The organism is Serpentinimonas raichei, assembly GCF_000828895.1.
Taxonomy (GTDB): Bacteria; Pseudomonadota; Gammaproteobacteria; order Burkholderiales; family Burkholderiaceae_C; genus Serpentinimonas; species Serpentinimonas raichei.
Genome location: NZ_AP014568.1, coordinates 847623 through 862765, shown reverse-complemented (window position 1 = coordinate 862765; position 15143 = coordinate 847623). Strand labels below are relative to the sequence as shown.

General features: G+C 59.3%; 12 protein-coding genes. 11 read left to right on the top strand and 1 reads right to left on the bottom strand.

Annotation, left to right across the window (positions count from 1 at the left end; translation table 11 throughout):
* Positions 1-319: 319 nt before the first annotated feature.
* The 11 genes from SRAA_RS04075 to fliS all read left to right on the top strand — a co-directional run bounded on the left by SRAA_RS04075 (position 320) and on the right by fliS (position 13453).
* On the top strand, positions 320-3754 hold the full coding sequence (locus SRAA_RS04075) for a glycosyltransferase (protein ID WP_144318697.1): 3435 nt from the start codon (positions 320-322) through the stop codon (positions 3752-3754).
* The gene (locus SRAA_RS04070) at positions 3751-4530 is read left to right on the top strand and encodes a class I SAM-dependent methyltransferase (RefSeq protein ID WP_045531136.1); all 780 of its coding nucleotides are present in this window, start codon (positions 3751-3753) and stop codon (positions 4528-4530) included. Before SRAA_RS04075 ends, SRAA_RS04070 begins: the two co-directional genes overlap by 4 nt.
* A gap of 197 nt (positions 4531-4727) precedes the next feature.
* Positions 4728-5054, top strand: coding sequence for a hypothetical protein (locus SRAA_RS12430; RefSeq protein WP_144318696.1), 327 nt, complete (start codon positions 4728-4730; stop codon positions 5052-5054).
* A gap of 280 nt (positions 5055-5334) precedes the next feature.
* The gene (locus SRAA_RS04065; protein WP_045531135.1) at positions 5335-5568 is read left to right on the top strand and encodes an acyl carrier protein; all 234 of its coding nucleotides are present in this window, start codon (positions 5335-5337) and stop codon (positions 5566-5568) included.
* Positions 5569-5571: 3 nt separating this feature from the next.
* Positions 5572-6309 (top strand): SDR family NAD(P)-dependent oxidoreductase, encoded by a 738-nt coding sequence (locus SRAA_RS12200; RefSeq protein WP_045531134.1) that lies wholly within the window; start codon positions 5572-5574, stop codon positions 6307-6309.
* Positions 6306-7649, top strand: coding sequence for an AMP-binding protein (locus tag SRAA_RS04055; RefSeq protein WP_052467475.1), 1344 nt, complete (start codon positions 6306-6308; stop codon positions 7647-7649). The genes SRAA_RS12200 and SRAA_RS04055 overlap by 4 nt, the downstream gene beginning before the upstream one ends.
* Complete coding sequence (locus SRAA_RS04050; RefSeq protein WP_231849329.1) at positions 7646-8764, top strand: LuxE/PaaK family acyltransferase; 1119 nt, start codon at positions 7646-7648, stop codon at positions 8762-8764. Before SRAA_RS04055 ends, SRAA_RS04050 begins: the two co-directional genes overlap by 4 nt.
* A gap of 824 nt (positions 8765-9588) precedes the next feature.
* Entirely contained in the window at positions 9589-10866 is a 1278-nt protein-coding gene (locus SRAA_RS04045; RefSeq protein ID WP_052467474.1) for an acyl-CoA reductase, read from the top strand.
* Positions 10847-11629, top strand: coding sequence for a hypothetical protein (locus SRAA_RS04040; RefSeq protein ID WP_045531133.1), 783 nt, complete (start codon positions 10847-10849; stop codon positions 11627-11629). Before SRAA_RS04045 ends, SRAA_RS04040 begins: the two co-directional genes overlap by 20 nt.
* Positions 11630-11848: 219 nt before the next feature.
* Positions 11849-12985 carry a dTDP-4-amino-4,6-dideoxygalactose transaminase gene (gene rffA, locus SRAA_RS04035; RefSeq protein ID WP_045531132.1) on the top strand — a complete coding sequence of 379 codons (1137 nt, stop codon included), beginning with the start codon at positions 11849-11851 and terminating at the stop codon, positions 12983-12985.
* A 78-nt stretch (positions 12986-13063) separates the two neighbouring features.
* A complete protein-coding gene (gene fliS, locus SRAA_RS04030) occupies positions 13064-13453 on the top strand; it encodes a flagellar export chaperone FliS (protein ID WP_045531131.1) in 390 nt (129 codons plus the stop codon).
* Between the two features lie 51 nt (positions 13454-13504).
* Here the strand turns inward: fliS and SRAA_RS04025 are convergent.
* Positions 13505-15066 (bottom strand): IS3 family transposase gene (locus SRAA_RS04025; protein ID WP_144318695.1). Its coding sequence is split into 2 segments (ribosomal slippage): positions 13505-14628 and positions 14628-15066, totalling 1563 coding nucleotides; the frame shifts between segments, so codons are not numbered across the junction.
* Positions 15067-15143: the final 77 nt, after the last annotated feature.

The window sequence follows — 15143 nt, the reverse complement described above, 5'->3', positions numbered from 1 at the left end:
AGGATAATCTCATGAATGGAGTTTTCAATTGGATATTGATCGCAAACTGCCTGCCCACCCGCAACCATGCTCCAGCCTGTATCTGCATCGCAGGCAGCCCTACTACATCGTAGCCCCAGCCTACGACCACCGCTCCTCCGGTGTGCGCTTGCTGCACCAGCTGTGCAGCCTGCTCAACCAGTGGGGGTATGAGGCTTACGTGGACAGCCCCACACTTGGCCCAGGTCTCTGGACACCGCAGATCAACGATGCGATCAAGCTGGCGCATTATAGAAGCGGCCGCAAGCCTATTGTGGTGTACAGCGAGGCATTTAAGGGCATGCCTTTGCAGATAGGGCAGACCGTGTGCTACTATCTCAATAAACCAGGTTATTTTGGTGGCACCCTAAGTTTCGGAGACACGGATTTACTTTATGTCTATCATCGTGATTGTCTGGATGATGCGCCTCTGCTTCGACTGCCATTATCGGACTTGGCTTCGATCACTTCCGGACGCCTTCCACAGGCCAAGCGAAGCAAGATCGCATTCTACGATAATCGCTACACTCGTTTTGGTGGTTTATTGCGTGACTTTGGTCCAGATGCGATTGAAATCTCACCCCGTACATTGAGCAGCTACAGTCAGACCTTGGAAGTTCTGAAGTCAGCAAAAATTCTTTATATCTACGAATTCTCAATTATTATTTATGAGGCAATTTTATGTGGCTGTGCTGTCGTACTTATACCCAACCAGTGGACAACTTTTAAGACCCTGGACTATGTTCCCGGGCTTGATATATTTAGCGGCGTAGCCAGAGGCGAAGACCCCGCCGAAGTGCAGCGCGCCCTCGACACCGTACACCTGGCGGAGCAGGAGTTCGAACAACTCTTTGCGCCTTGGGTTGAGCAACTGCAAAGCTTCATCGAGCAGACCCAAAAAGCCGCCAGCGCCCTGCCCTTCGAGCAAGCCTGGCCCCAAGCCGCGCTCGACCGCCTGCCCGGCATTTACACCACCGCAGCCGACAAAGCCGCCCGCGCCGACCGCCAGCTCTGGCAGCGCTTGCACACCCAATACGCCCTGTGGCGCCCGCGCAGCACCTTGCGCGAGATCGACGCCGATATTTACGCCGAGCACCTGGCCGCAGGCCGGGTAGAGCCGCTCACCGTACTGATCGACCAACGCGGTGCCCCGCTCGACGCCCTGGCCGACACGCTCGACAGCCTGGCCCAGTGCCTGGGGCAGCCGGTGCAGGTGCAGATCGTGGCCGACACCAGCGCACCCGAGGGCTTGGCAGAAGAATCCGGCATCGTCTGGCACCAAGTGGCTGCGGGGCAGTCGTTGCGGGCACTGCCCATGCTGGCCCTGCCCACAGACTGGGTGCTGCTGCTGGCCAGCGGCAGCACGCTGGAGCCACGCGCCCTCATGGAGTGGGGCCTGGCGGTGGCCGAGTTCCCGCAGGCGCGCCTCATTTACGCCGACGAAGACCTGCACCAAGGCGACTCCAAAGAGCGCTACCCGCACTTCAAGCCCGATGCCAACATCGAGTTGCTGCGCTGCATGAACTACCTCGGCCCAGCCGTGGCGGTGCAGGGCGCGCTCTGGCAGCAACTCGGCCAGCCGCTGCCGGGGGCCGAGCTCTACGCCGCCGCACTGGCGCTGCTGGCCCGCTATGGCCGGCCCGTGCTCGGGCATATCGACACCGTGCTGGTGCATGGCGGCAGCGGCATGGCCAGTGCCTCCGAGGCGCAAGAGTTCGACTTTGCGCTGCAAGTGCTGCAGCAGCAAGGCTTGGCCGATCGCTTGCAGCCGCTGCCGCGCTTGGGCACTTGGCTGGTGCCGCACCGCTTGCAGGGGCCAGCCCAAGTCTCGCTGGTGGTGCCCACGGGCTTGCAGACCGGTTATCTGCGCAGCCTCTTGCTCGCAGCCGCCAAGCTCAACGACATGCCGCTGGCCGAAGCCATACTGGTGTGCCAGCCGCAGTACGCCGATGAAGTGCGACTAGCCAGCGCCGACATCTTGAATGTGCCGGTGCATATCGTGCTGCTGCCCGAGGGCGAGTACAACCATGCCGCCGCGCTCAACGCCGGCATCGCGCGCGCCAGCGGCGAATTCGTGCTGGTCTGCGACGACGACACCGAACCGCTGCACCCCGGCTGGCTGGAGCGCCTTGTCGCCATCGCCCAGCAAAGCGATGTGGGCCTGGTGGCCCCGCGCCTGCTCTCGTCCAAAGAGGCCGAGCCCAAAGTGGTGGGCGGCCCGGTGCTGCTCGGGGTGCAGGGGCTGGCGGGCAGCTACTGTGGCGAAGAAGGCTGGCTCGATGAGGCCGGGGTCTATTCGCGCCTGCAACTCACGCAAGACACCAGCGCCGTNAGCGGCCACTGCTTNGTGCTGCGCAANGCGCACTGGGAGCGCGTGGGCGGNTTGCGCGAGCAGCGCTACCCGCTGTTCNTNGGCGTGCTCGATCTGTGCCTGCGCCTNGGTGCGCTGGGCCTGCGCCACGTTTGGACGCCACTGAGCCACCTCGTACACCACGGCGGCAAAACGCTGCAGGTGCGCCGCAGCGAGATGCACGATCAAATCCGCTTGGCCGACCAAGAGCTGGCCGAACGCCGCCAGGTGCTCGAAGACTGGGCCGCCGAACTGGCGCAAGACCGCTGCTACAACCGCCAGCTCTCGCTGCTGCGCCCTTTCGACATCGAAGCCCACATCGTGATCGACTGGAACCCACGCCGGCGCGACCGAGCGCGCGCGCTGGCGCTGCCGCTGCACAGCGGGGCCGGGCAGTACCGGGTGATCGAGCCGCTGCACGCCTTGCAGGATGCGGGCTTGGTGCAAGGCTGTGTGATCATGCCCATGGCGGGCGGGGTGCAGCGGATATTGCAGCCGCTGGAATTGCGCCGCGCCCAACCCGATGTGCTGGTGCTGCAACACGCTGTCGATGACGGGCAGCTTGGCCAGGTGCGGCACTACAAACGCGCCGCGCCCGCCACCGTGATTGTGCAAATGGTGGATGACCTGCTGGGCGAAGTGCCCGACAAGCACCCCAACCGCGTGTTCCAGAGCCGCGAAGGGCACCAGCGCATGGTGCAGGCGCTGCGCGCCAGCGACCGCTTGATCGTCACCACCGATACCCTGCTGCAGCACTACCGCCAGTACGTGCCCGATGTGCGCCTGGTGCCCAATAGCCTGGACCGGCCTTGGTTCGCCGTCGAGGTCAAGCGCGAGCCGGGGGAGCGCCTGCGCATTGGGTGGTCCTACTGGGCCGACCAGCACCCGATGGACCTCGAACTTATTGCCCCGATCGTGGCAGAATTCGCCGCTGAAGTTGACTGGGTTTTGCTGGACATGGGCATGGGGTCAAACATCGACGCCATCAAGCCGCACCTGAAAGAGTTGCACTATTTCGAATCGATTACCCACTACCCAGTCAAAATGGCCACCCTGAACCTCGACATCGCCATTGCGCCGCTGCAGGACAACCTGTTCAACCGCTGCAAAAGCAGTCTGCGCCTGCTCGAATACGGGGCCATGGGCTGGCCGGTGGTGTGCTCCGATGTGTTCCCCTACCGCACCGACGATGCGCCGGCTCTGCGCTGCAATACCCCCGAAGAATGGCGCGCCGCGCTGCGCCGCCTGATCGACGACGCCGCCCTGCGCACCCAACTCGGGCAGCAGTTGCACCAATGGGTGCAAGAAAAATACGCCCTGCGTGGCCTGACCCAGCGTTGGTTCGAGGCCATTTTTACTCCTTCCCAACCCACGAGCACACCATGAAAGTCTGCCACTGCGACCGCCAGTATTTCTACCAGATACTGGGCGTGGCCTTCAAGGCCCTCAAAGTGCGCCCGCGTGTGGCCGAACTCGGGGTGCTGCGTGGCGAAAACGCAGCCCGGCTGCAGCAGGCCCTAGAGCCACAGACCCTGCTGCTGGTCGACCCCTGGAGCAGCGCCGCCACGGCGCTGGCCACCCACCCCTTTGAGGACACCCTGCCGTGGATCGACCCGCCGCAGGTTTACCACAGCTACTACGGCGGCGACCTGGGCGAGCAAGCCACCTTCGACCGGCTGTACGAAGAATGCCGCCAGCGCTTTGCCGGGCACAGCAACGTCGAAATCCTGCGCCAAAGCGCCGACGCCGCCCTACGCACCCTGAAAAACCGCAAGGAAGCGGCGCTGGACCTGATCTACATCGACGCCAACCACCAGTACGAGTGGATTTTGCGCGATCTGCTGCTGTGGAGCGAACTGTGCGCCCCCGACGGCATCCTGATGCTCAACGACTGCTGCCACAGCGCCGCCGGCATCCGGCAAAACCTAGGAGTGCTCGAAGCCGTCGGCTCCTTCGTCAAACGCAGCGACTTCATCCCCGTGCTGCTGACCCATACCGACTGGTCAGACCTGATCCTGTGCCGCAAGGCCGGCGTGATGGAGTTGTTGCTGGACCAAGTGATTTCGAATATCGACCTGCGCTACGTCGAGGTGCCGCACCAGTTGCTGCCCGCAGCCCGTGTGGTACAATGCGCCAATGGCTACAACATCAGCTTCAAGTGAGTCGCCCCCTCCAAAACCAGCTACAAAGCCCAGGCTGCGCTCTCGCAGTGCTCCAACGCCACAAAACCCTCCCCGCACAGATCACAAGCCAAGGTACACTCCAAACGCGCCTTGTGACACCCTGCTTATTGACCTCAACGTAAATCCGCACAAGCAAAACCCTTCGGCACACATCAACACAACACATCAGGAGTCTTATGTACCACGGAAAACTTTACTATGAAGAAGGAAACGATGTCTTCACTATTGAAGAATTCATTGATAGATGTCACGATGTTGCTTTCAAAGGTTCAACGACGTGGGACGCTCAGGACGAGTGGACGATAGAAGCCACAGCGCAAAAAGTAGGAGATAGCTATGTAACTCCTCCGACTTTTTCAAAGCACAAGATCAGCAAACAAGACTGCAGTGACGCCGCCGTGATAACAATAAAAATAATTAATCGAGCAGCATCCAGCCTGGAAGTTGAAGGCTCTTGGGCGGAAGCGGGAGAGACCTACAAGTTTAAGGGTACGCTTGTGTAAATCTGAAAAACGGCACCCCTAATCTAGCCGCACTGAGGCTTCAAAAGCTTGAAGTTTCAGGCTCACAACGAAGCAAATTTTGCATAATCTTGCTCAAATTCACTCAGTTAAAGCTGATTCAGTCTGCGAAACGCTTTAAGTTGTAATTTTGGACGGAATGCGCCCACTGCGTTCAATTTGGAAGCATGGGTTCGTCGCAAGCCAAGAGAGTTGCTGCCTAAATCATTAGGCCGCCGTTTGAGAATGTGAATCTGCCCCGTCATTTTTTAAACTGAAAATCATGCCCACGGAAGATAAACTAAAAAAAATATTTGCGGAAGCTTTAGGTATTCCGCATGGGATTGTTGATGACAATCTCAAGTACGCTGAATTGGCCGAGTGGGATTCTGTGGCACACATGACTTTAATAGCTGCTATCGAGGAGGCTTTCGACATTATGATGGATGCCGAAGATGTGATTGAAATGAGCAGTTTTGTCAGAGCCAAGCAGATCGTAGCCAAATATCATCAGTGAATAATGACTGATCGAATTGCCTTTGTTACTGGTGCCTCACGCGGGATTGGTCTCGCGTGTGCTAGGGCATTGGCTGACGACGGCTACCATCTGGTTCTGCATTCCCGATCACTTGCTGCGCTCGATGAATTGCTCGCCAAGTTACCTGCGGCCTGCGCTACTGGCAGCCTACTGCTCAACTACGACATGACCGAGCATGAAGCCATTGGCCGTGCGTTCCAGGTGATCTTCAAGCGCTTTCGACGCTTGGATGTACTGGTTAACAACGCCGGCGTAATGGAACCGGCCAAGATGGGCATGGTCACACATACAGCGCTGTCACATACTCTGGAAGTCAATTTAGCGGCAGCCATTCTACATATGCAAGGCGCTGCCAAGCTGATGGCGCGCAATGGGGGTGGATCGGTCATCAACATGTCGTCCATCGTCGGGCGTTACGGGTTTGAGGGACAGGTGCCTTACGCCGCCTCCAAGGCAGGGCTGATCGGCGCCACGCTGGCGGCGGCCAAGGAACTGGCGCCGCAGAAGATCCGCGTCAACGCTGTGGCACCGGGTTACATCGACACCGAAATGAACCGCCAGCACAGCGACAAGGTGCATCATGAAAACTTGGCCCGTGTGCGCATGGGCCGCATGGGCCAGCCCGATGAGGTGGCGCATCTGGTGCGTTTCCTGGCCTCCGCGCAGGCGGCCTATATCACCGGACAGGTGATTGGCGTCGATGGTGGGATGAGCTTATGAACTTCTGGGATCTTGACGCCGAGTGGGCGCAGCGCAGCGCTGTCATCGACGCTGTGGGCCTGGTGCACAGCTATGCCACACTGCTGGCGCAAGTCACCCAGCAGGAAGAGGCACTGGCCGCGCTGGGCTCGCGCACGCTCGGGTTTGTGCTGTGTGACAACCGGCTGGCTGATGTGGCGCTTTATCTGGCCTGTCTGCGCCAAGGCCATGTGCCGCTGTTGCTGGCTGTTCAGACGCCCCCTGAGCAACTTGCGGCGCTACAAGCCCGCTATCAGCCGCAGTGGATCGCCACGCACGGCGAGCCGCAGGAACAGCCAGCGGCCCCGGGGGCCGAATTGCACGCAGATCTGGGGTTGCTGCTGAGTACCTCCGGCACCACGGGCAGCCCGCGTCTGGTGCGCCTGACGCGGGCTGCGTTGCAGGCCAATGCGGCGTCCATCGCCAGCTACCTGGATCTGACGGCGCAGGAGCGTGCCATCACCTCGCTCCCGATGCACTACTCGTATGGTCTATCGGTGATCAACAGCCACCTGCTGGTCCGCGCCACGCTGGTCCTCAACACCGACAGCGTGTTCAGCCGAGAGTTTCACCAACGCCTGCGCGAGCAGCATGTGACCTCGTTGGCCGGGGTGCCCTACATGTACCAAATGCTGTACCGCACCGCCTTCTTCAAGCTGGATCTGCCCGCGCTGCGCACGCTGACGCAGGCTGGCGGACGCTTGGAAGATAAGCTCACGCGTCTAGTGGCCGAGCACGCGCAGGCCAGTGGTCGTCGATTTTTCGTCATGTATGGCCAAACCGAGGCTTGTGCGCGCATCAGCTACGTACCGCCCGAGCAGTTGGTCAGCAAAATCGGCAGCATTGGCGTGCCGATTCCAGGAGGCGCGCTGGACGTCACCGCTGGCAGTGGCGAGCTAGTCTACCGAGGCCCGAACGTGATGCTGGGCTATGCTGACCAGCGATCTGATCTGGCGCGCGGCGACGACTGCCAGGGCTGCTTGCCCACCGGCGACCTCGGTCGGGTGGACGAGGACGGCTTCTTCTACATCACTGGTCGGCTCAAGCGCTTCATCAAGGTCGGCGGCAACCGCATCGGCCTAGATGAGGTGGAGCAAGCACTGCAAGCTGCACTGCAAATACCACTGGCCGTGGGCGGCACTGATGACCGGTTGCATGTTTTGCTGGAATGCCAAGATGTCGCATTGTTGGGTAAGGCACAAGAATTCATACGCAGGCAATTTGCCATCCACCCGACCATGACCTGTTTGCAATCGGTGGACCAACTGCCGCTGCTGCCTTCTGGCAAAAAAGACTACGGTGCCCTACTGCGCCTAATATGATGTCCTTCGAACACATTAAAATGGACACAGCAGCCCACCCGCCAGAACTGCCACTGGATATCAACAAGCCCTATAACTTTCGCGCCGACGCCAAGGATCCGGCGCTGCTGGACACCCTGAACGGGCTGACGCGCTGGCACCTGCAACACTGCGCACCATACGCCAACATGGTGGAGCGCCTGTTTCCAGCGGGTGCCCAGGCGGCCACGCTGGCCGAGGTGCCCTACTTGCCAGTGCGCTTGTTCAAAACGCTGGAGTTGCGCAGCGTGCCGGAAGCCGAGGTCATCAAGACGCTGACCTCCAGTGGCACCACCGGCCAGGCGGTGTCGCGCATCTACCTCGACCGCGAGACGTCGATGCGTCAGACGCGAGTGCTCAGCGCCATCATGGCCTCGTTCCTGGGCAAGAAGCGCTGGCCGATGGTGATTGTCGATTCCGCTGATGTGCTGAAGGATCGCCGGCGGTTCAACGCACGTGCGGCCGGCATCCTGGGATTTTCGACCTATGGCCGCGATCACTGTTACTGTCTAAATGATGCGCTGGAACTGGACGTCCATGCCCTACAAGCCTGGGTGGAACGCCACGCAGAAACGCCAGTTCTGCTGTTTGGTTTCACGTTCGTTGTTTGGCAGGGGCTTTATCAGTGCGCGCTGCGCCAGGGCGTCAAGTTGCGATTCCCTCCAGGCAGCGTGTTGTTCCACGGCGGTGGCTGGAAGCGGTTGCTGGATCAGAGCGTCAGCAATCATGAGTTCAAGACGCGGCTACAGCAGCAGTTCGGCATTGATCGCGTTCACAACTATTACGGCATGGTAGAGCAAGTCGGCTCCATCTTCATGGAGTGCGAACACGGCCACCTGCACAGCCCGAGTTACGCCGACGTTCTGATCCGTGACCCGCACACGCTGCAACCGCTCGAGGTCGGTCAGACGGGGGTGATACAGGTGCAGAGCGCCATTCCGCTCAGCTACCCCGGCCATTCCCTGCTGACCGAGGACGTGGGCAAGCTGCTCGGCCGGGATGACTGCCCCTGCAGCCGAGCCGGCAGCTATTTTACGGTAAGCGGACGTCTTCCACAGGTTGAAGTGCGTGGGTGCAGCGATACTCGTTATCCTTGAGCCATTAAACACAAAGCAAATAACATGAACATCTCCCCAATAAAAGAACTTGACATTAAAACCGATTCCCAAAAGCAGATTAACCAAGATCTTCGGACCAGGTTTATTGATCTGTTGCCATATCTTGGTGATAACTGGCACATGCACGCCTTGATTGGCGTTAGGGTTCAAGCACTCGCGAGAATAAACTACTATACAGAGCTATACAAGCAAATCGTAAATGTACCAGGTGTAATATGCGAATTTGGGGTTCAATGGGGTGCTACGATGTGCCAGTTGATTAACCTTAGATCCATTTATGAGCCGTTTACATTTCGCGTAAAATTATTGGATTTGATACATTTTCAGGGTTTCCATCAGTATCAGTGGCGGACTTTAGCAGGACATCTGAGTGGAAGCCAGGAGACTACTCATCCAAGGCGGGTTTTGAATCCGATCTTGAGCAGATATTGTGGCTGCATGAGCAGGCGGCCCCGATGGCCCATATTAGAAAATTCGATCTGGTCAAAGGAGACATTTGCAAAACGTTTCCTGTATGGCTGGAAGAAAATCCACACGCCATAATATCAATGGCCATATTCGACACCGATCTATATTTACCAACTCGCGACGTCCTACAGGCAATTAAACATCGCCTCACAAGAGGATCTATCTTGGTTTTTGACGAATTAAACTGCGAGCATTTTCCCGGCGAGACCATTGCTGTTCGCGAGATTCTTGGAACCGAAAACATAAAACTAAGGCGATCCCATCTTCAGCCCTATTGTTCATGGGCAGTTTGGGGTGAGTAACAGGCATTGCCTTAATATTCAACACTAATTGCGATGCAGAAGCCATCATTTTTATTGCATGAAGAGCGAGAAATTCGATCGCTCGATAAAGTGATCGAATCGCTATCACTTGCTCCAGCCTGGCAGCCGTTTGATCTTCGTGCCGTCGAGTTCGTTAAACGCTTATCGCAGAAGCTGCTCACTGCTGCTGGCATTCGTCAGCATCCGGAACTGGCGGCTCTGGGTCACTGGTTCAGGGGTGCCAGCCTGCACCTGCTGGCACAGAAGTACCCCTTCGACACCGGTGAAGCCCTGGTTCTGGGCCGTGGCCTGGCCTTTCACATAGCACCGAGCAACGTGGATTCGGTATTCATGTATTCTTGGTTGCTTTCACTGTTGGCGGGTAACGTGAACGTCGTGCGCCTGTCGCAGAAATCCAGCGCAGCGCAAACATTTCTCATCACGGTGCTGGCTCAAACGCTGGCCGAGGAAGTGGGAAAGCCTGTGCGGAACCGGATTGTGCTCCTCACTTATCCCCATGATGACACGATCACCAGCGCGCTGTCAGAAGCCTGCCAGGTGCGCGTGGTGTGGGGCGGGGATGCGACGGTGCGCAAGCTTCGAGCCGTCCCGTTGCGCCCGACAGCTACCGAAATTTGCTTCCCCGACCGCTTCTCGGCCTGCGCCATTGACTCCGAGGCGCTACTTCGGCTTGACGAGACGGCGCTGGCACACTTAGCTGGTCGCTTTTATAACGATACCTTCTGGTTCAAACAGCAGGCCTGTTCCTCGCCGCGTCTAGTGGCTTGGATCGGTACACCCGATCGAATCGATGTAGCCCGTGCGCGCTTTTGGACGGCTTTTGAGCAGATGCTGGTTCGGCGTCAGCCCGAAAACACAGAGGCAATGAGCTTTGCTCGCGTGGCTGCCTGCTTCGAATATGCCGGTTCAGCCCTTGCGCGCCCAGATGGAGTTTCTGGGTTGCTGCCAGGCCTACCCCTTCGGCTGATGGTAGAACGTCCACTGGACGAAGCTGCAAAGACCCTGCACTGCGGCAATGGTCTGTTTCTTGAGATGCGCTTGCCCCATCTGGTCGATCTGGCTTCACAGTTGACCTACAAAGAACAGACGTTGGCAGTGCATGGTTTCACGCGAGCACAGTTGTTGGAATTGACCTTGGCGCTACCGGCGAGGGCTATTGATCGTATCGTTTCAATAGGTGAGGCCCTGTCCTTCGCGCCAGTGTGGGATGGTCATGATTTAATCACAGCCTTCAGCCGTAAGCTGCTGCTGCCTTCTTTCTTTGACCACCATGCTCCGTCTGGAAAATAACCACGCGGCCCTAGAGTGCCGCCGAACCCCATGGGATGAGCGTGTTTTTGGATTTCCCTGCGCTGAGATCACCCGCTTTATCGTTTCGCAAGAGGCCGCCGGGCTGGATCTGCTCGGACAATTCGAGAGTTGGGCGCAGGCGCAGAACCTGCAATTCGCCTACGGGCGCTTTGAACCAACTCGCTTGCTCAAGCAGGTGATGCACCAGTCCGGTTTTTACTTCGCTGAGTCAAGCTACCGAATTCGTCATCACAAGCTTCAAAGCAGCGTCTCATTTGACCGCCTGATCCGCGCGGGCCCATTGCTGGAGACGGCAACCAAGGAAGACCACGAGGCCTTGCGCACCATCTTAGCCACCGACTTCAAGTACGGTCGCATGCACGAGGATCCCTGGATCGCGCAGGCGCTGGCTGCACTACGTTATAGAAATTGGCTGTCGGATTTGTTGGTGCAGCAGCATGAGGTCTATAGCTACAGATTAAAGGGAGAGGTGATTGGGCTGCACATTCAGCGCGATGAGGGTGAGAGAGTCGATCTGGTTCTAACCGGCACTAAGCGCAGTCATGCGCTTCTAGCCGTGTCATTATGGGCGGATGCACTGCGCTTAAACAGACTTCGTGGCGTTCGAGAAGCGCATACATTAATCTCAGCGGCCAATATACCAATTATTAACCTTTATAGGCGATTTGAATTTCAGTTTGAAGAGATTTTGCTTGGTTTTCACAAGCATTGGCCAAAATTTCAACGCGGTAAGCCGGATTAATTAATTTAATATTACTGCAAAGAAATTGATTTTAGCTCGGACAGTACTTGACAGTAAATTCTCATCTCGCGTGAAAGGGACTGATTTTATTCATAAATGGCACCATCACACTCGACGTCTTCTTGGAGTTTATTTTGCAGATTCTACATAGCATAATTTTCAAAGAAACACCAAGAGCTATTCGATTAATCTGCCCACTAATTTTCCGTCAGTGAAACCATGAACATCCCCTTCAATAAGCCCTACATGACAGGTAAGGAACTGTTCCACATTGCCGAGGCGCACTTCAACGGCAAGCTGGCCGGCGACGGCCCCTTTACCCAGCGCTGCCACCAGTGGCTGGAGCAAAGAACCGGCACCCGTAAGGCGCTGCTCACCCACTCGTGTACGGCGGCGCTGGAAATGGCGGCGCTGCTACTCGACCTAGGCCCGGGTGATGAAGTCATTATGCCGTCCTACACCTTCGTCTCGACCGCCAACGCCTTCGTGCTGCGCGGGGCCACGCCGGTGTTCGTGGACATTCGGCCCGATACGCTCAACATCGACGAGACGCTGATCGAGGCCGCCATCACACCGCGCACCAAGGCCATCGCGGTGGTGCATTACGCCGGTGTGGGCTGCGAAATGGATGCGATCATGGCGCTGGCGCAACGGCACGGCCTGATCGTAGTCGAAGACGCGGCGCAAGGCCTGATGGCCAGCTACCGCGGCCGCCCTTTGGGGTCGATCGGGCACCTGGGCTGCCTGAGCTTTCACGAAACCAAAAACATCATCTCGGGTGAAGGCGGTGCGCTGCTGGTGAACGACGCGCGCTGGGTCGAGCGCGCCGAAATCTTGCGCGAAAAAGGCACCAACCGCAGCCAATTCTTTCGCGGCGAAGTGGACAAATACACCTGGTGCGACGTGGGTTCGAGCTTTTTGCCGGGCGAACTGGTGGCGGCCTTTTTGTGGGGGCAACTGCAAGAGGCCGACCGCATCACGCAGCAGCGGCTGGATCTGTGGCAGCGCTACGACCGCTTTTTTGCTGCCTCCAGCCGCGCGCAGCGCTTTCAGCGCCCTGCATCGCCAGCCCATTGCCAGCACAACGCCCACATGTATGCCATACGCCTGCGCGATTTGGCGGAGCGCAGCGCCTTTATTGCACACCTCAAAAGCCACGGCATCCACAGCGTGTTCCACTACGTGCCGCTGCATTCGGCCCCGCAGGGCAAGCGGCTCGGACGCTGCCACGGCAACTTGGCCTTGACCGAGCACGAGTCCGAACGGCTGGTGCGGCTGCCGCTGTGGCTGGGGCTGGAAGTGCATTTGGAGCATGTGCAGGCGGCGATCGATGGCTTTCTGCCGAGCCGGCCCTAGGCAGCGCAATCAAAGCCTTCAAACTTGCCCGCCCTGACCGATAATGATTGTGTACCCCCTGTTTGCTGGCATACCATCATGATCCCACCCGCCAACCGTTCCGCCCGCGCCTACGCCTCGGTGGCCCTCGACAGCCGCGCCGATGGCAGTGGCCCGCACGAGGTCGTCATGCTGCTGTTTGAAGGCCTGCTGGAGCGCATAACCCTAGGTCGGCTGGCCATCGAGCAGCGCGACGTCAACAACAAAATCCGCCATCTCGACAGGGCGCTGCAAATTTTGGGTGAGGGCCTGCGCACCCACCTCGACACCAAGGCCGGGGGCGAACTGGCCTTGCAGCTCGACGGTTTGTACGCGTATTGCTCGGTGCGCCTGCTGCACGCCAACGCCCACAGCGACACGGCCGCCCTCGATGAGGTGCATGGCCTGATCAAACAGGTGGCCGACGCGTGGCGCGAAACGCGCCCATAAGCGCAGGGCTTGCTGCGAACCCGGCGCATGTCAAGATAGTTGTCGCCTGAATCATGCAGCCGCCGCGTGAATATGAGCGTGAGCCACAGCCGCTTTGATGACCGAGTCGCGCTCCGGGTTGAGCGTGACCACATCGACCGGTGTCCAGTTGCGCGTCTGGCCCGACCAGCGCGCCGGGTTCTTCTGCCTGGCTTGCTGGTACAGCGCATGGCGCGCGTCGAGAATGTCCTGATCTTCGCCACTGTGGCGCTGGGCCGGGCTGACGTAGCGGATGCCGCTGTGGCGGTGATCGTGGTTGTACCAATGCACGAACTGCGCCGCCCAGGCTCTGGCCTCATCGAGGCTGGCAAAGCCCTTGAGCGGGAACTCGGGCCGGTACTTGGCGGTGCGAAACAGCGCCTCAGCATAGGCGTTGTCGTCGCTCACACGTGGCCGCGAGTACGAGGGTTTCACACCCAGCCAGTTGAGCATGGCCAGCACCGTAGTCGCCTTCAGAGTCGATCCATTGTCACCATGCAATACCGGTTTATCAGTGAAAGCGGCAATGTCCTCGGCCAGTGCGGTGCGGCGCACCAGGTGCACGGCGTGGTTGGCGTCATCGCTCTCGTGCACCTCGGCACCCACGATCTTGCGGCTGTACAGATCCAGGATCAGGTACAGGTGAAACCAGCGCCCGGTCACCACGGCGGGCAAGTAGCTCATGTCCCAGCACCAAACTTGGCCGGGCGCGGTGGCGATGTGGGTGCTGGGCGGGCGCACCGCTCTGGGGGGCTTGGCGCGGCCACGGCGGGTGTTTTGCCCATGCGCCCGCAGCACACGCGCCATGCTGGATTCGCTTCCCAGATAGATCCCCTCGTCGGCCAGCATGGGCACGATGCGCGCCGGCGGCACCGAGGCAAAGCGGGTCTCGTTGGCCACGGCCAGCAGCGCCGCGCGCTCCTGAGGGCTCAGGGCATGGCTGGGCACGGGCCGCAGCGCCTGCGGCCTGCCATCGCCTGTTTTGAGCCCCTGCTGGGCCTTCCAGCGTTGCAGGGTGCGCACGTCGATGCCGACGATCTGGCAGGCTGGGCGCAGGCGTGCGCCGGCGGCGTGCGCAGCATAGATGTTTTGGGACAGGGCTTGGCGATCTTCGAGGCCGATCATTCGTCCTCTCCCTTGTGCAAGATCGCCGCGACTTTTTTTGATAGCACCAGCAGCGCGGCGGTCTCGGCCAGTGCCCGGTCTTTGCGCAGCAAATCGCGTTCGAGCTCCTTGATGCGCTTGGCCGAGGCGCGCGTGGCCTGCGGACTGGCGCGGGCCTCCTCGGGATTGGACAAGGCCGTGGTGCAACTGGCGCGCCACTGGTCAAGCTCGCTCGGGTACACGCCGTGCTCGCGACACCAGGCGCTCTTGGCGGCCTCGTTGAGGGCCGCTGTGGTGATGACGGCTTCGAGCCGACTGCCTGCAGTCCAGCTTGGCACGCGGGCCGGTTTGCTCTGCGCCTGCTCGCGCCAGCGCTCCAGGGTTGACACCCCAACGCCCAGATCTTGCGCTACCACGTGCAGCGCTGCGCTCTCGGGCGCCAGCAAGCGGGCCAGCGCCTTGTCTTTGAATGCTTGTCCGTATCGGGCCATGTTCGTCCTTCTTCGCCGCCCCAAGGGTTGTTCTATCGAGGCGACAACTATTCTGACGTATGGGGGCCTGCACGCCC